At 68.8% G+C, this 15768-nt stretch carries 14 protein-coding genes and 7 pseudogenes; 16 read left to right on the top strand and 5 right to left on the bottom strand.

The window, feature by feature from the left end; translation table 11 throughout:
* Window positions 1–91: 91 nt before the first annotated feature.
* Window positions 92–262, top strand: a pseudogene (locus ABTY98_RS41480) (integrase); the annotation flags it as partial.
* A gap of 43 nt (window positions 263–305) precedes the next feature.
* Here ABTY98_RS41480 and ABTY98_RS41475 read toward each other — a convergent pair.
* Window positions 306–470 (bottom strand): hypothetical protein, encoded by a 165-nt coding sequence (locus ABTY98_RS41475; protein ID WP_352226350.1) that lies wholly within the window; start codon window positions 468–470, stop codon window positions 306–308.
* Between the two features lie 519 nt (window positions 471–989).
* A complete protein-coding gene (locus ABTY98_RS41470) occupies window positions 990–1391 on the bottom strand; it encodes a hypothetical protein (RefSeq protein ID WP_352226349.1) in 402 nt (133 codons plus the stop codon).
* A 366-nt stretch (window positions 1392–1757) separates the two neighbouring features.
* Between ABTY98_RS41470 and ABTY98_RS41465 the strand changes: the two genes are divergently transcribed.
* From ABTY98_RS41465 to ABTY98_RS41445, 5 genes and pseudogenes are all read left to right on the top strand, one after another.
* Complete coding sequence (locus ABTY98_RS41465; protein WP_352226348.1) at window positions 1758–2234, top strand: DUF3293 domain-containing protein; 477 nt, start codon at window positions 1758–1760, stop codon at window positions 2232–2234.
* Between the two features lie 217 nt (window positions 2235–2451).
* Window positions 2452–2580, top strand: a complete 129-nt coding sequence (locus ABTY98_RS41460; protein WP_352226347.1) for a hypothetical protein — start codon at window positions 2452–2454, stop codon at window positions 2578–2580.
* Window positions 2581–3492, top strand: coding sequence for an integrase core domain-containing protein (locus ABTY98_RS41455; protein ID WP_352226352.1), 912 nt, complete (start codon window positions 2581–2583; stop codon window positions 3490–3492).
* A 347-nt stretch (window positions 3493–3839) separates the two neighbouring features.
* Entirely contained in the window at window positions 3840–5504 is a 1665-nt protein-coding gene (locus ABTY98_RS41450; RefSeq protein WP_352226346.1) for a beta-1,3-glucanase family protein, read from the top strand.
* Between the two features lie 116 nt (window positions 5505–5620).
* Window positions 5621–5848: pseudogene (locus ABTY98_RS41445) on the top strand (ISAzo13-like element transposase-related protein); the annotation flags it as partial.
* Window positions 5849–6238: 390 nt separating this feature from the next.
* Here ABTY98_RS41445 and ABTY98_RS41440 read toward each other — a convergent pair.
* On the bottom strand, window positions 6239–6829 hold the full coding sequence (locus ABTY98_RS41440; protein WP_352226345.1) for a hypothetical protein: 591 nt from the start codon (window positions 6827–6829) through the stop codon (window positions 6239–6241).
* Window positions 6830–7034: 205 nt separating this feature from the next.
* Here ABTY98_RS41440 and ABTY98_RS41435 point away from each other — a divergent pair, with 205 nt between their 5' ends.
* From ABTY98_RS41435 to ABTY98_RS42460, 3 genes and pseudogenes are all read left to right on the top strand, one after another.
* Complete coding sequence (locus tag ABTY98_RS41435) at window positions 7035–8600, top strand: helix-turn-helix domain-containing protein (RefSeq protein WP_352226344.1); 1566 nt, start codon at window positions 7035–7037, stop codon at window positions 8598–8600.
* Between the two features lie 192 nt (window positions 8601–8792).
* Window positions 8793–8933, top strand: a pseudogene (locus tag ABTY98_RS42465) (helix-turn-helix domain-containing protein); the annotation flags it as partial.
* A gap of 85 nt (window positions 8934–9018) precedes the next feature.
* Window positions 9019–9206, top strand: a pseudogene (locus tag ABTY98_RS42460) (IS630 family transposase); the annotation flags it as partial.
* A gap of 191 nt (window positions 9207–9397) precedes the next feature.
* Here the strand turns inward: ABTY98_RS42460 and ABTY98_RS41425 are convergent.
* A complete protein-coding gene (locus ABTY98_RS41425) occupies window positions 9398–9802 on the bottom strand; it encodes a hypothetical protein (RefSeq protein ID WP_352226353.1) in 405 nt (134 codons plus the stop codon).
* 317 nt (window positions 9803–10119) lie between these two features.
* Between ABTY98_RS41425 and ABTY98_RS42455 the strand changes: the two are divergent.
* A pseudogene (locus ABTY98_RS42455) lies at window positions 10120–10221 on the top strand (transposase); the annotation flags it as partial.
* Here ABTY98_RS42455 and ABTY98_RS41420 read toward each other — a convergent pair.
* Window positions 10213–10476: a hypothetical protein gene (locus tag ABTY98_RS41420; RefSeq protein WP_352226351.1), complete on the bottom strand. Its 264-nt coding sequence runs from the start codon at window positions 10474–10476 to the stop codon at window positions 10213–10215. The pseudogene ABTY98_RS42455 and the gene ABTY98_RS41420 sit on opposite strands and share 9 nt — an antisense overlap.
* 26 nt (window positions 10477–10502) lie before the next feature.
* Here ABTY98_RS41420 and ABTY98_RS41415 point away from each other — a divergent pair.
* The 6 genes and pseudogenes from ABTY98_RS41415 to ABTY98_RS41390 all read left to right on the top strand — a co-directional run.
* Window positions 10503–10736, top strand: a pseudogene (locus ABTY98_RS41415) (recombinase family protein); the annotation flags it as partial.
* A 6-nt stretch (window positions 10737–10742) separates the two neighbouring features.
* Window positions 10743–11450 (top strand): annotated as a pseudogene (locus ABTY98_RS41410) (transposase family protein); the annotation flags it as partial.
* Between the two features lie 46 nt (window positions 11451–11496).
* Window positions 11497–12342 (top strand): replication-relaxation family protein, encoded by an 846-nt coding sequence (locus ABTY98_RS41405; RefSeq protein WP_352226342.1) that lies wholly within the window; start codon window positions 11497–11499, stop codon window positions 12340–12342.
* Window positions 12339–13277 carry a C40 family peptidase gene (locus ABTY98_RS41400; protein WP_352226341.1) on the top strand — a complete coding sequence of 313 codons (939 nt, stop codon included), beginning with the start codon at window positions 12339–12341 and terminating at the stop codon, window positions 13275–13277. Before ABTY98_RS41405 ends, ABTY98_RS41400 begins: the two co-directional genes overlap by 4 nt.
* Window positions 13274–14158, top strand: coding sequence for an extensin (locus ABTY98_RS41395; RefSeq protein ID WP_352226340.1), 885 nt, complete (start codon window positions 13274–13276; stop codon window positions 14156–14158). The genes ABTY98_RS41400 and ABTY98_RS41395 overlap by 4 nt, the downstream gene beginning before the upstream one ends.
* 377 nt (window positions 14159–14535) lie before the next feature.
* Entirely contained in the window at window positions 14536–15411 is an 876-nt protein-coding gene (locus ABTY98_RS41390) for a hypothetical protein (RefSeq protein WP_352226339.1), read from the top strand.
* The last annotated feature ends 357 nt before the right edge of the window (window positions 15412–15768 follow it).

Genomic DNA, 15768 nt, shown 5'->3' with positions numbered 1-15768 from the left:
CCTCCGCGTGAAGTCCACGTCGAGTACGAGAAGTTGCGAATCGCCGGGTGAAATAAACGGTCAGAAGCCTGTCCGGAGAACGCGAGGCCCCTCACAAGCCGAGGTGCTGCTCGCCTGCGATCTGTTCGAGGTCCGCACCCTGACCGGAGCACGCCTGTACGTCTTCGCGGCCATCAAGCACTCCACGAGGCGCATCCGGATCCTCGGTGTCACTGCGCACCCGACCGCGGACTGGATCGTGCAGCTCGGGCGCAACCTCCTCAGTGCACCCTCACCCGGCCCCGGCGACGGATCGTCCGGTGGCGCTAGGCGTCGTCTCCCCGCTCGCCCTCCGCCTGGGACGGCTCGCTCCGGGGGACGTCCCGGTGCTGTTCCGTTGCGGTACGCTCGCCCGCCTCATCCCGCTCGCCCTCGGCCTGCGAGGGTGTGCGCGAGTACCAATCGTCGTAGTCAGGGGCTCCGGATTTCATGACGGACCTCCTTCGTCGCTCACGTCCATCCTTCCCTCTCAGGCCGTGGTGGAACGTCTGCCGCCTCACCGTGCGAACGGCAATCCAGCATCGTCCAGAGAGGCGATCCGCGGCCGGACAGCGCCCGCACCACCGGCCGTCGCAAGGTCGTCGGCGCCGACGCTGTCCGGCGCTGGTCCCTCACCCAGGGAGAATGCGAACGCATCGACTACGAAAACTAGGGATGAACCGGTGAGCCCACGCCCTCGCAAGCGGGTAGCACCAGAACCGAGGGTGAACGGCCTGCAGCCGAAGATCACCGAGTCTGAAAGCGCCGGCCCGGACAAGTACAAGCTCGAGTGCCCCCTTGTGCGCCGAGATCGATCGAGAGGCGCGGATCCTCATCGGAGATCACACCCAGCTCGTCAGTGCCGCCCTGGCGACAGCCGCCACCATTCAGCTGCGTCACGGAACCCCGACCAACGTGGCCTCCCTGATCGGCCTTGGCGCGGTGGGAAGCGTTCGGGCGCGCAACAGCTTTCACTCCTCTCCGACCACGTAGGGCCAGGCCTTGCTCCGCATTGGAGAGGTCTTGTCCCACACGTGCCAGCGTGCCCCCCAGACCGGATCGGTTCCGTACGTCGTCTCTCCGGGAAAGTCCGGAAGAGCCACCCGCTCGGGTCGCGGACGCTCGCGCAGATCCCGTCCGCACCTCGGGCACTTCTCCGGGTTCGCCATCGGATACATGCCCACCGCCGTCTCCACTTCCTCCCGGACCGGCAGGGACTGTCGTTCTGTCAAGCACCCTCTCACCGTATCTGCACGTCGTGGCCTTATTACCCTGAGGACCACGTATGGAAGGACCGGGACGGAGATGAGTTGAGCGAGATCGAGCGTGAGGTGCATGCGCGGGTACAGGCTGCCGCCGACAAGGAGATCCATGTCAGACCGTCTGGTCCTCTGACGAGTACCCCGAGGCTGGGCTCTGTGCGGAAGTACGCGAGTACAGCCCGTCGACAGAGTCCTTCGGTCGCGGCATCACGTTCCCGCTGAACAAGCTGCATGGCGTCATGGAGGGCCTGGAAAGCATCTGGTTCAGCCACGGGGCCGGGGCTGTGGGAGAAGCGACGGATCCGAGCCATGAGGTGACCCGGTAAGCCCTGAGAGCCGCTGGACTTGGAACACGGCCGTGTGGCATCGTCACGGCCGCCGGGTGCTCAGCACCTGGTAGTTGAGATCGTCCCGCATCAGCGGCCCGTAGATCTCCCTGCCGGCAGGTAAGGGGGTCCCCTTACCAAGGAGACTCCTGTGCCTGCCGTTTCTCATTCCGCCGAGCCCACGCAGTGGGCGAACTATCGGCGTGCGGTCGTGGACATCGCCTTCCCCGCGTACAGCATCCGCGTCGCGCCGGGTCCCTCGGACGGCGTGTCGGATCTTCCGTATCCGCTCGGCAGGGCGCACACAATTCACATCGTCACCGCCTTCAACCCCCGTGGACGCAACACCGCCGTGCGGGCCAATCTCCGGGCGCAACACGAACTGGTGCGGATCCTCGATCTTCGAGGCCTGCGGTGGTGGCCGGCCGTCGGAGGTGACGCGGCCGGTACCCACGGCGAAATCAGCGCTGCCGTCGTGGGTATGGACGACGCCCAGGCCAGGGCTCTGGGCCGGCAGTTCGGCCAGGACGCCGTGTTCGCCTGGTCACCGGCCTCGTGGCGACTACTGGGCTGCGCCGAGGCGACCCACGACACGGTCGTCACGGGCTGGCACGCCGCCCTCCTGTAGGTCCACCGGACCTCTCGGTCGCCTGCCTCGCAAGCGACCCCAATGATCAGCCGAGCCCGCCAGGACAACTACCTCGCACCCCAAAGGAGCCACGCTGTGGGGCTCGCAAAGTCATCGCTGCAGGTGGGAGCCTGCGTGCTGAGCAATCGGCAGTGGCTGGGATGCTGCACGTGCGATCACCTCGCTGCTGTACCGGGCCACCCGTGCGCTGCTGTCCGTGCCAGCGGTACTGCTGCGTCGGGAGTCCGCCAAGGATGCCGAACCACTGGTGCTGCGGCACGAGAACGCGGTGCTGCGGCGGCAACTCACCAGTCCGATCCGCTACGAGCCCGCCGACCGGTTCTGACTGGCCGCGCTGTCGTCGCTGATACCGCGCCCCCGCTGGAGCAGCGTCTTCCCGGTCACACCGGGGACGCTACTGGCCTGGCACCGCAGACTGATCGCCGGGGAGTGGGACTACTCCGGCCGACGCCGACAGACCGGTAGACCGCCCACCGCTGTCGCGCTCAAGAAGCTGGTCCTGCGCCTGGCGCGTGAAAATCACCGGTGGGGGCATCGCCGGATCCAGGGCGAGCTGGCCCGGCTGGGGCACCCGATCGCGTCCTCAACAGTGTGGCAGATCCTGCACGCGGCCGGCATCGGCCCGGCCCCACGCCGCTCCGGTCCGAGCCGGCGCGAGTTCCTCACCCTACAGGCGGAGGGAATCATCGCCGCGGACTTCTTCCACGTGGACACCGTGACCGGCAGGCGCCTGTACGCGCTGGTGTTCCTCGAGCACGGCACCCGCAGACTCCACCTCACCAACGTCACCGCCCACCCCACCGCACAGTGGGCGACCCAGCAGGCCCGCAACCTCGCCGCGGATCTCGGCGCCCACATCGAATCCCTGCGCTTCGCCCTTCGCGACCGCGATAGCAAGTACACCAGCTCCTTCGACGCCGTCTTCGAAGCGGAGGAGATGGAGGTGCTGCTCAGCGCGCCACAGGCGCTGCGGATGAACGCTCACTGCGAGCGCGTGATCGGCACGATCCGCCGGGAGGCACTCGACCACGTTCTGATCATGAACGAGGGCCACGCCCGACAGATCCTCGCCGAGTACCAGCACCACTACAACAGGCATCGACCACACCGGGCCCGAGACCAACGACCGCCCGAAGCTCAGGACCAGCCCGCTGCCGGGAACGACCCCCACGCGCAAAGGCTCCTACGCACCAGCGTCCTCGGCGGAATCATCCACGAATACAGATACGCCGCTTGAGCTGCAGCGATGACTTTCCGAGCCCCACAGGCTCGGAGCGTCGTCGTCCGAGAGGGAGTCCGCCCACTCCCCGCTCCACCTGGGCAGGAAGGACCGCCAGTCGGAGGCCGTGGTCTCTGTCATACGTCCGACGCTGACACCCGCCACTGACAACGCCTCATCGCACGGCACGGCGAATGAACCGGCAACGTCCCCGCGCCGTTACATGGAAGAAGTGCCTCCGCAACCTTGACGAGATTGGTCTGGTCCAATATCGTCCCCGCGCAGAACCTGACACGTCTCAACATTTTAACTCTCCACTACCGTCACATAGTTGACGGACAATCACCCCCTCCGGGAGGGCCTCTGTGGTTTCGCGACGTTCCTTCCTGACCGCGGTCGGCGCGCTCACCGGCGCGGCCGCGCTGAGCCCTCTCTCGCCGGTCTCGCCGCTGACCTCCTCCGCGGCGGCGGCGGGAGTCTCGCTCCCAATTAAGCTGGCGAACAACTCCGGCTCCAACACCGTCTACGCCTACATATCAGGCACGGACAGCAGCGGCTGGCCGGTCTTCGTCTCGGCGAACGGCACCCTGAACCGGCTGCCCAACCCGTCGTCCGCGGTCACCCCCATCGCCGACTACTCCATCGCGCTCGGCGCCTCCGGCTCGGCCGCCACCACCGTCAACCTGACCGACTACGTCATCGGCGGACGCGTCTGGTTCTCGGTCGGCCAAAAACTCCAGTTCTTCGTCAACCCGGGCACCGTGCCCGGCGTCGTGCAGCCCGCGCTCGTCAGCTCGGACCCCAACTGGTCCACGAACTGGACGTTCTGCGAGTTCACGTTCAACAGCGCGAACCTCTACGCCAACATCTCCTACGTCGACATGGTCGCACTCCCCATCTCGATGAGCAGCACAGGCAGCGGCGGCACCCAGACAGTCAGCCCTCTGCCCTCCGGCGCCCTCGCCTCGATCGCCTCCGGCCTCCAGAGCCAGCACGCCTCCGACGGAGCCCCCTGGGACAAGCTGGTGGTCACCGACACCTCGGGCGGGGTACTGCGCGTCATGGCGCCCTCGCACTCGCCGGTGGACTTCGGCACCTACTGGGACGACTATCTGAACCGGGTCTGGAGCCACTACGCCTCCACGCCGCTGATCATCAACGGCCAGGGCAGCATCGGTTCCTACACCGGCACCGTCTCCGGTAACGCCATCGTCTTCTCCGGGCTCAACACCAACGGCGTGCCGTTCACCAAGCCGAACGCCGTCGACATCTTCGGCTGCGCGTCCGGTCCCCTCTACAACTCCGGCGGGGACGCCCGCGGCGCGATCGCCGCCCGGCTCGCCGCCGCGCTCAACCGCAGCTCGCTCCTGGTCTCGGGCGGGAACAACCAGCCCGACGGCGTCACACCGTCGCAATACTACACGGACTCGATCACCAACCACTACGCGCGGCTGGTCCACAAGTACGCCAGCATCGGCTACGCCTTCCCCTACGACGACGTCGGCCCGACCGGCGCGGCCCCCGTCGACGGGCACATCCAGGACGGGGCACCCACCTCCTGGAGCATCACCCTGGGCGCCGGCGGCTCCAGCGGAAGTTCGGGGGGCGGCTCGACCACCGTGAGTGCCTACAGCACCATCCAGGCCGAGTCGTACTCGGCCCAGAGCGGGACCACCACCGAGAGCTGCTCCGACACGGGCGGCGGCAGCGACGTGGGCTACATCTCGAACGGCGACTGGCTGAAGTTCTCCTCCGTTGACTTCGGTTCGACCTCCCCAGCGCAGTTCAAGGCCCGGCTGGCGTCGGGCGCGGCCTCCGGTGTCAGCGGCGCCGTCCAAGTGCGGCTCGACAGCACCACGGGCACGAAAATCGCGGAGATCGACTTCGCCAACAACGGCGGCTGGCAGGCCTGGCAGACCGTCCCCGCGAACATCGTCGCCTCCGCCACGGGAGTCCACGACGTCTACCTGGTCTTCTCAGGCAGCACGTCGGACTTCACCAACATCAACTGGTTCACCTTCTCCAGTTGACCGCCGCCTGAGGGATAAGCGCCTGGCGGGTGAGAACCCCGGTCGGGCGCCTCTCCTGCCCACCGCGTGAACAAACTCGGGCCCGGGCCTCATAGGTGGCGCAAGCGGAAGGTGGCTGGACAACCAAATCCACCCGCAAGCTCGCCGAGCAGCTGACCCGGCAGGGCCACAGGATCTGCGCGGACACGGTGGGCGACCTGCTACGCGAGGAGGGCTTCAGCCTGCAGAGCAATGCCAAGACGCTGGAAGGCAAGCAGCACCCCGATCGGGACGCACAGTTCCACTACCTTAACGAGCAGGCCCGCGACCACCAGGACGACGATGCTCCGGTGATTAGCGTGGACGTGTGTCCGAGCGGAGACGGCCGCTGACGATACGGCTGTGGTGGCGCAAGGGCGACTCCAGCTGCAGGGTCTACCGAAGACCGCGACCGTGCGGTAAGGCAGCGATGGCCGACTTCCGGGCCTGCGGCCCGAGTCGGTGTAGGCGAAGGCTCCGCGGTCGCGGACGTGGAGGTCCGTCATGAGAGCGTGGCGGGCATCCCGGCTGGTGAACTGTGCGGCTCCGGCTCGCTGCGACTGGGGGGCCGTTGGCCGTCGTCGGCATCTCCAGGTGCGGGTGCAACGGCCCCTCGTCGGCGGGCGGCCGGCTCTCCTCCGGCGGTCCCTGCGCAGACGTCCTCACGCGCCGGCGTCCTTCGGCTCCGAAGGACGCCGGCGCGTGAGGTGTGCGGCTTACCGGTAGCCGTTCCAGTAGTGCTCGGAGCCCGGGCAGAAGTGGTAGGTGTTGTTGGCCCAGACCGCCCTGCCGTTGGCCCAGATCACCAGGTTCCCGTCAGCCTGGAGGATGGCCCAGGCGTTCGAGCTCCAGCTGGCGGACTGCCAGTCGTTGCCCTCCACGACCGAGCCGTTGAGCTGCTCCCAGTCGCCGTAGTGGGCCAGGTTGCCGTCGTGCCAGAACACCAACTTCCCGCCGACGGCGTTCCACTTGTTCGTGCCGGTCGCCCACACCGGGGTCCCTGCACTGACCCACTTGTTCAGGCCGTAGGACCAGCCGCTGTTCAGGCAGTACTGCACCAGGTTGCCGTCGTTCTGGACCGTGATCTTCTCGTCACGGGTCCAGAGGCTCTGGTTGGTGGTGTACGCGTGGTCGATCCCGAGCGTGGTCTGGTGCGGGCAGGCGTCGCCGTTCGGATCGGAGCTGAGGTGGTCGCAGACGAAGCTGGTGGCCGACGCGGTGCCCACACCTACGCCGGTGGCGACGCCGAAGCTGAGCAGTGCTCCCACAGCCGCGACGATCGCGGCCAGCCTGTGGTGAAGTCTCATGGATTCCCCCTGAGTGTGGAAGGTGCAGTGCGCCGTGGTCGATGGCGCACCAGAACGCTATGACGGCTGCGAGTGGTGCGAAGTACCTGTCTGCACCGTGAAGCGGTCCCTCCGGCGTCGATCTGCACAGCGAGCCGTGTTGTGCTCCTGCCAGCGCCTGCCTACTCTGCGACCGAACCGACTTGCGAGTCTCTCGGGGGGCGAGATGCACGGTGATCCGCGTGCGGACACGCCGGCTGTCGGACGGATTCGACGGGCCGACGACGTGCTGGATTTACAGCGTGCCGCCCGCAAGGGCGGCACCGGGCCGGTGCTTCGCTGGCTGGCGGGCCGCACCGGCGCCACCGTCTTTCTGGTGAACTCCGCGGGTACTCCGACCTGCCCGCCCCACGCTCCCCTCGGCGACGCCGAGCGTGGTCTCGCGATGAGCGGTGCGCGAGTGTTGGCTGAGCGGCGGCTGGGGTCCGTTGCCATCGACCAGGACGGACTCACCTGCATCGTCCTTCCCCTCGACGGGTCGAGGGGTGCCGCCGCGCCCCTTCTCGCTGCCGTTGTGCCCCAGCCGGCCCCACCTGAACTGCCGCTCCTCCTTGCGGATGCCACATCCGGGCTGAGTCTGAGCTGGCTCGCGGAACAGACCCGGCGGAAGCAGCGTCGGCTGAAAATCGCCGAAGCCGGGACGCGCGAAGCAGTCCTGCATCTGCTGCTGAACGGCCATACATCCGTTGCGCGCCAGATCGCGGGGGCGCTGCGCCCGGCCCTGCCCGCGACGGTGCGGGTGTACGTCATCGAGGGCCCGCCGCGGGTTCGCGGCCAACTGCTCGGAAAACTGACCGATGTGGCCGAAGGCGCGTGGATCGTGCCGTGCCCGGTGTACGCCGACCACCTCTTCATGCTTGCGCCCGGTGACAGCGCACCGGCCCGGGTCTGGCCCCCCGAGCTGGCGGCCGCCTGCTTTATCGGAGAGAGCAGTGCCGTGCCCCTGCGGGAGACCGCCACCGGCTATGCCCAGGCGTTCCATGCTCTCGCCGCCGCACGCGGCCGCCCCGAACGGTGGGCCTCGTTCATGGCCAGCCCCGACCTGGCACTGACCATCGGGCTTGCTGCGGCGGCCTGGGCCGAGGCCTTCCTCTCCCCGATCCGCGCCCACCGCGCCAGGCGGCCCCAGGACCCCGACAGCGCGGAACTGCTGGCCACCGCCGCGTCATGGCTCAGCTTCCACGCCCGTGCGACGGCCCACCTGAATATTCACCGCAACACCCTGAGCGCGCGCCTGACATGCATCCAAGAACTACTCGGCCTGGACCTGCATCGGCTCGCCGACCAAGCCGCAATGGCACTCGCTCTGCGCACCACCGCGGCAGACATCCCGCCCCCGCCAGAGGGTGATGCAGCACGGGCGGGGAAGACGCTGCCCACCTTGGACGAGCTCCTGTCGCTGCCCCGTGTCGGGGCGTGGGCCCGACAACAGTTCCGTCCTGTCACCGCGCCCGACGTCCCAGCATGCATCGCGGAGACCCTCACCACTTGGCTGGGTCTCGACGCGCGCATCGGCCCGACCGCGACCGCACTGTCCATCTCGGCATCCGCGGTACGCAAGCGCCTGACACGTAGCGAAGCGCTACTCAAACGCTCGCTTCTACGGTCCCCCAGCGCCATCCATGACCAGTGGCTGGCGCTACGCGCCCTCGAACTGGCCGAGCCAGGCGAAGTGCCGCGCCACCGCCGGCCCAGCCGGGAGAGCACGATGACACTACCGGCGGCGGGGTAGGCACAGCCGTCGCGTAGGCCCAGGGAAGTTTCCCGGTGCGGGCGCCGGCCTGGGGGCAACCAGGAGCTGGGTGACTCCACGCCTGTTGCCGCCGCGCGCCCGATAGTCCTGACCGCCGCCGAACGGCATCGCCTGAAGAAGGCGCCTTACGGATACAGGCCCACGTACCAGGACCGGGTACGGGCACAGATCGTGCTGCACGCCGCCCAGGGGCGGGGCAACGCACGCATCGCCCACGAAACGGGAGTACGCCTGGACACCGTGCGCACCTGGCGGATCCGCTTTGCCGACGGCGGCCTGCCCGCCCCGGCCGACGGCAAACGCCCGGGACATCCGCTCCGCTTCACCCCGTGCAGGTCGCAGAGGTCAAGGCGCCGGCCTGCCAGCCGACCGCCGAGACCGGCACCCCGCTGTCGCGGGACGGCTCCCGGTGGCCGGGCTGCTGTGCTTCCGGCCGGGCCCGCCCGCTTGTGCTACCGGCTGCGTCGGCATGCCGGCCGCAGGGGCGAGCGTCGCTCGCTGGGCGAGACGGACTACATCCGCCTGCCGGACGGCGCCCACCAACTGCTGAAGGCCCCGCTGATCGTGGTGTGGGACCTGCTGACAGTGGTCCTGCTGCGACTCTGCTTCGAAGTCGGCTCAATCCGTCACCGTGAGCTGCGGTTCCGGGCCGGTCGGGACGCCTGGAGCGACCCCGTTACGGCCCGCTTCCGGACGCGGTCGAGCGTGCCCCGAAGCTCGGGCCCCTGCAGCAGGGGCCATATGGTCGGGCCGACGTCGGCAAGCTCAGGGCGTCATCAGCACGGCGGCACGATGTGGTTGTGGAAGTGCCATGCGCCGTTGACATACGGAGCGAAGGTCCACCACGGGTTGGTGTCTCTGTCTGTGACAGTGGCCCCCCCGGGGGGCGGGTAGTTGACCTTCCAGGTGCGGTACCACACGTCCCCGGCGGTGCCGACCTGGCCGGCGGAGACCCAGCAATCGATCAACACTGAGCCTCCGTTGCTGTCGTCGGTAAGGCCCACCTTATTGGCGGGCGTGTCGTAGGGCTGCCAGTAGACACCGACGTGATTGTCGGTAGTAATCACCGCCCAGTAGTCCGGGAGGCCGTCGCCGGCGTGGGCGCTCGTGGCGCTGCCGGCTAATCCGAGGACGGCAAGGGCAGCCGCGACGGAGGGGGTGAGTAAACGGCGCAGTTTCATGATCGAATGCTTTCTTGCCGAGAGGACGGATGGGTCCCGAAGGGGGTCACGAGCAGCCGGTTCCAGTCGGCCACGCACGGAACTGCAATATCACCGTATCGAGCGTGCCAGGGAGCCCGTCGGCGTTCCCCGGACAGTCGTGCGTCGCTGGTTGAGCTGCCCTTGCGCGCAGCAGTAGGGCCAGGTTGACCGAGGCGCGGTCTGCGTTCGAAAGCCACTCTAGGACCTGCAACGCCTCGTCCGGAGTGGCAAGTTGCACAGTGAAGCCGAGGTTCCGGTGCCGCAGTGCACCGCGAGGGTGGAAGAGCGCCGGTGTGCTCGCACACAACCGGCTCAGACGCCTTCAGAACCGGCCCGGCACTCTCGACGGCTTCATGGCCGGCACCGGCCTGCCCCTCGACGAACCAGCGTCACCTTGACGAGCCGAAGTCAGTGAACAGCACGGCCCGATCGCAGATCTCCTCGTCGTTGACGAGCGTTCTGCGGTGCCCGACGGCGTGGGGCAGCACGGCGATGGTGACGCTGCCGGCAAGCTGGGCCACGTTGCCGGGCTTGACGCCGTGCAGTGCCGCCCTGAGCTGGCGGGTCTTCGTCCGGATCGTCTCGCGGTCCTTCTTGTCGCGCAGCGTGTGCTTGAGCTCGTCCAGTTCGGCCACCACGGCCAAGGGGACGATGATGTGAACCCGACCCCGCCACAGCCCCCGTCGTGGCCCGGATCTTCCAAATGTACGTCGACGGCATGAGCGACAAGGCCATCGCCTCCCAGCTCGCCCAGGAAGGCATCCCCTGCCCCTTCACCCACGACGCCACCCGGTCCACCTCCGGGAAGACGTGGGATGCCGGGCCCTGGACGAGACGGCTCGACTCGACATTGCGGCTGCCGAAAATGTCATCCATACAGCTCAGGAGCTTGTTCGGTGCTGAGGCAGGATGAGCACTCGTGTTGCTTCGTCTCGCCTACCTGACCATCACCAACGCGTTCGCCGCGCTGCGGCTGCTACCGATGAGCGACCGCGACAAGGACGCGGAGATTTCCGCCCTGCGCCACCAGATCATGATCCTCAAGCGGCAGCTCGGGGAGGACCGGGTGAAGTTCACCTCGGAAGACCGAGCCTTCCTCGCAGCTCTGCTGGTGCCGCTGCCGCGCCAGGCTCTGCGTCGGCTCCGGCTGCTGGTCCAACCCGACACCGTACTGCGATGGCACCGCGACCTGATCAAACAGCGCCACGCCCGCACCTGCCGACCCAAGAGGCCGGGCCGCCCGCCCACCGTTCGCTCGATCCGCGTCCTGATCCTGCACCTGGTCCGGGAGAACCCGTCGTGGGGCTACCGCAGAGTGCACGGCGAACTCGCCACCCTCGGCATCAAGGTCGCCGCCTCCACCGTCTGGGAGATCCTCAAGACCGAGGGTATAGACCCCGCACCCAACCGGGCCACCACGACCTGGACCCACTTCCTGCACTCCCAGGCCGACACAACCCTGGCCTGCGACTTCATCGACACCGTCACTCTGACCGGCCCAAGCCAGTACATCCTCGCGGTCATCGAGCATGCCACCCGCCGCATCCGGATCCTCGACACCACGGCACACCCCACCACGCAACGGGTAAACCAGGCCGCACGAAACCTCGTCATGGACCTCGAAGACGCCCCTCACACGCATCCTCACGGCCCGGGACCTGTGGCTGGCCCGGATGCTCCACGAACACCGCGTCCTGACCACCCACCAGATCGCGAACCTCGCCTACACCTCACTCCGCTCCGCCCAGCGCCGTCTGCGCACCCTGCACCAGCACGCCGTCCTCGACTCCTTCCGCCCCCTGACCGAGACCGGCTCCGCCCCCGAGCACTACACCCTGGGCCCCGCCGGCGCCGCCGTACTCGCCGCCCACACCGGCTGCGACCTCGCCGACCTCGGCTGGCGCCCCAGCCACACCGGCCGCATCGCCTACTCCCCCTCCCTCGGACACGACCTCGGCGTCAACGAACTCCTCACCCACCTCACCGCCCACGCCCACACCACCCCGCAGACCGGCCTGTCGCTCTGGCTGTCCGAACGCTCCTGCGCCCGACGCTGGGGCGACATCATCCGCCCCGACGCCTACGCCCACTGGCACGACAGCAACCAACTCCTCCCGTTCTTCCTCGAATACGACACCGGCAGCCAGCCCCTGCCCCGCGTCGAAGCCAAACTCACCGGCTACGCCACCTTCGCCAACGCCACAAGCACCCGACCGGCCCTGCTCATCCACACCCGCACCGCATCCCGAGACCAGGCACTCCGCCACCGCCTCGCCACCCCCGCCCGCGAACTGGGCCTGTACATCGCCACCGCGTCCGCGGACTTCACCACATCCACCCCATGGGGCCCCTGGTGGAGCCCCCTCGGCCCCGGTGACACCCGCCGCACCACCCTCACCAGCCTCGCCGCCCGCTGGTCCCGGCTCGGTCCGGCTTCCGACTTGGAGCCCACCGACGCCGACACCGCCCTCACTCTCCCCGTACCCCCGCTCCCACCAAGGCCCGAGGCTGAAGCGTGAGCTCCCTGTTCACCAAGGCCGCCGGAGGCATCGGCTGCACACTCCTCGCCCTGCCGACGCTGGCTGCCCTCACCATCGCCGCGCTGCTGGGCGGACTGTCCTCAGGCGGCAGCGTGGCGGCCTCGCCGAGCAGGCACGCGCTGGCGGACATCCCCGCCTACATGCTCGCCCTCTACCAACGCGCCGCTCCCGAATGCCCGGGCCTGTCCTGGACGATCCTCGCCGCGATCGGCAAGGTCGAGACCGACCACGCACGGCGCCCCACCATGAGGTCCCCGGCGGGTGCAGTGGGGCCGATGCAATTCCTCCCGTCCACCTTCAAGTCGTACGCCTACCCCGTACCGCCCGGCAGGAAGAACCCGCCCACGCCGTGGGACCCGGTCGACGCCGCCTACGCCGCAGCCCGGCTGCTGTGCGCGAACGGCGCGAAAAACGGCAAGAACCTACCTCGCGCCATCTGGCACTACAACCACGACGACGCCTACGCGGACCGGGTCCTCAAGATCGCCGACAGCTACGCAGCCGCAGCCGCAGCCCCAACCAAGGCAGCATTCACCGCCGTTGCCTTCGCCCGCGCCCAGCTCGGCACCCCCTACGTATGGGGCGGCGACGGTCCGGCCGAGGGCGGCTTCGACTGCTCCGGCCTGACCCAGGCCAGCTATCGCGCCACGGGGATCAGCATTCCCCGCGTCGCCCAGGACCAGTACGACGCAGGCCCCCGTCTCCCCGACGGCGCGCAACTGGCCCCGGGCGACCTGCTGTTCTTCGGCACCAGTCCCCGCACGATCACCCACGTCTCGCTCTACATCGGAGGAGGCCAGGCTGTCGACGCCCCGCACCCGGGAGCCGTCGTACGCCAAGGTCCCAGCCGCACCGACTCACTCTCCTTCCAAGGCGCGACAAGACCCTCGCTACGAGGAGACAGCACCCGGTGACACGCATCCCGGCCCGCGAGGCGATCGGCCTGTTGCGAACGATGACGTGGGTGCTGTGCGCGGTCGGAGTCCTCACCCTGGCCTTCACCACGGTCAACGTCACCCGATTCGCCACCAGCCGGGACGTTCCCCTGCCCATCGCGGTCCTCCTCGACCCGATGATCGGCATTGCGCTCGCCGGCGTCCTGTACGTGGACGCACGCCTGGCCTCCTGGGGCATCCGCCCACCGGCCTGGTCGACCGCGCTGCGCTGGGGTGCCGGATGCACCGCCGCATTGATGAACACCTGGGAGTCGCTATGGCCCGACGAGCAAATCGGCTGGCCCCGGCGGGCCGATCCGGCAGCCGTCCTGCTGCATCTGACCCCGGCCCTGCTCCTGATCGCCCTGACGGAAACGATCGCCGCCTACCGAAGGACAGTCACCGATCTCCTGGACCGGATCGACACCACCCATCCGGTCGACGACCCCACCCGGCCCACTATGACCGCTCGTCGATCGGTCCCACAGCACACCGATCGGGACTCCAACGCCCCCGATCCCCACAACCCTCAGCTCCCGGAGGACAGTCCCGATCCCGGCCCCGCGCCGGACAACACCTCCACCACCACCGGTTTCGACCAGGACAGACGCTACGCGGGCGACGACGCGCCCCAAAATCGGCCCCTGGCAACCAACCCCCTACCGGCCAGGAACAGAGCGATAGACGCCGACGTGTGGCCACGCGCCATCGCGCTGGACGACGCCGCCCGCGCCGCCACCGGGAAACCGGCGAGCATCTGGCGACTGCGCACCGATCTGCGCATCGGACCGCGGCGCGCACGCCACCTGCACGAGCAGCTCCTAACCCACCACCCCGATCCGCCGCGCCCGGACCGCTGAACCATCCTGGCCCGCTGCCCGATCCGCTCCCGGTGCCGATCGGATCCGATGTACGGGATCTCTTGGCGCCCGCTCACCGATCGATGACGCGCCCTCGTCCCACATGCGCCCGACGGACCGTGACACCGCTCTGAGCTGGTCCGATCCGAAAGCGATCGGGCCGCTTGACTTCCTGGCGGAGCGGAGCGTCCATGGTCGTGGCCGACGAACCGAGCGGGTTCACGGGGATGCGTGAACCCCCTCGTGCCACGGTCATGTTCGCCCGGGAGACATCGCGATGCGCACGCGCCCGGCGAACGTCCGTGGCCCGCATATGCGGGCCACCCCGGCCGGGGACCTCCACCACTCAACATGCTCACGCAAAGCGAGGTTCCCTCATGTCCGACACCACCACCGACGGCACGCGCACCCTGCACGCCGTCCCCATCCCCGAACCGCTGGCCGGACTGACCGGCGCGCCTGCCGCGATCTACGCCGAACTCGTCAAACTCACCGGCGACGACGAGGCCACAGCCGCCGAACTCGCGCTCGCCGCCGGCCTGGGCCGCTCCACCACCGGCAAGGCCCTGGTCGCTCTGGAGGAACACGGCCTGGCCGTACGCACCCCGGGCGGCCACGACGGACCCCGCCGCACCCCCGACCGCTGGCGCGCCTCACCCACTCCCGAGACCAGCGGCGACGCTCCCGCTCATCCGGAACCCGCGAGCAGCCTGCCGGAGAGCGGCGTCACGGACGCCCCGGACACGCACAGCGCCGCACCGGACGGCGACAGCACGGACCATGAGGGTGCCGCTGTCGCTGAGACCACACCGGACACCCTCACCTCGCCGGACGACGGCAACGCGGATGCCGCAGCCCCGGCAACCGAGGCGCCGCAGGACGCCAAACACGGCAACACCGACAACGGCAACGAGGACGGCCCGGACAACAGGGACAACAGCGAGGGCTCGGGGGACACGAACGCCCCAGCCCTGCCCGCGGGCGCCGGGCGGCAGACCGCCCCGACGGAAGCGATCATCCTGCCGGGTGAGAAGAAGCGGCTCGCGCCCGGAGGGCTGCGGGACATGGTCATCGACCACCTCCAGGCGCATCCCGGCGAGGCGTTCACCGCCACCAAGATCAGCCGGGTGATTGAGAAGTCCTCGGGGGCCATCGCCAACGCGCTGGTCAGCCTCGCCCGGCAGGGCATCGCCGAGCAGATGAGCGAGCGCCCTCGCACCTACCGTCTGGCGACGCCGGAGGACAACGCATAGCCGACCGGTGACAGCGACCGGGCTGGTTCCCACGGGGGTTGGGAACCAGCCCGGCCGCTGTGCGAGTCTCCCACACCGAGCGGGCAGCAACGGGGAAGGTGAGGGTCTCGGTTGTGGTGCTTCGAGCGCATCCTGATTGGACAGAGCCTCTTCGGTTGCGGCGCATCCGGGTAGTTCACGCTAACCGGCCATGTGCGAAGCAACGGGACTAGCGAGTCCCCACCCCGCCGCCCAACGCATGCCGCACTAGCTCCCCGTCCTTCCTAGTACTACAGCCGGCGGTTTCACGGTGAGTGAGCGCGGGCAGCGCGGGTGCGGTAGTGGCTGGTTCGGGCTCGGACTTGGTGGCGGGTGCGC

It is taken from the genome of Streptomyces sp. NPDC096040, assembly GCF_040303265.1.
In the GTDB taxonomy this organism is placed as follows: domain Bacteria; phylum Actinomycetota; class Actinomycetes; order Streptomycetales; family Streptomycetaceae; genus Streptomyces.
The sequence above is the reverse complement of the archived record's forward strand: the minus strand, read 5'-3'. Positions and strand labels throughout refer to the sequence as shown.

Bases quoted from the DNA above. Each gene is read 5' to 3' on its own strand.
- ABTY98_RS41475 (WP_352226350.1), bottom strand. From the start codon at position 470: ATGAAATCCGGAGCCCCTGACTACGACGATTGGTACTCGCGCACACCC.
- ABTY98_RS41470 (WP_352226349.1), bottom strand. From the start codon at position 1,391: ATGGATCTCCTTGTCGGCGGCAGCCTGTACCCGCGCATGCACCTCACG.
- ABTY98_RS41440 (WP_352226345.1), bottom strand. From the start codon at position 6,829: ATGAGACTTCACCACAGGCTGGCCGCGATCGTCGCGGCTGTGGGAGCA.
- ABTY98_RS41435 (WP_352226344.1), top strand. From the start codon at position 7,035: ATGCACGGTGATCCGCGTGCGGACACGCCGGCTGTCGGACGGATTCGA.
- ABTY98_RS41425 (WP_352226353.1), bottom strand. From the start codon at position 9,802: ATGAAACTGCGCCGTTTACTCACCCCCTCCGTCGCGGCTGCCCTTGCC.
- ABTY98_RS41405 (WP_352226342.1), top strand. From the start codon at position 11,497: ATGCTCCACGAACACCGCGTCCTGACCACCCACCAGATCGCGAACCTC.
- ABTY98_RS41390 (WP_352226339.1), top strand. From the start codon at position 14,536: ATGTCCGACACCACCACCGACGGCACGCGCACCCTGCACGCCGTCCCC.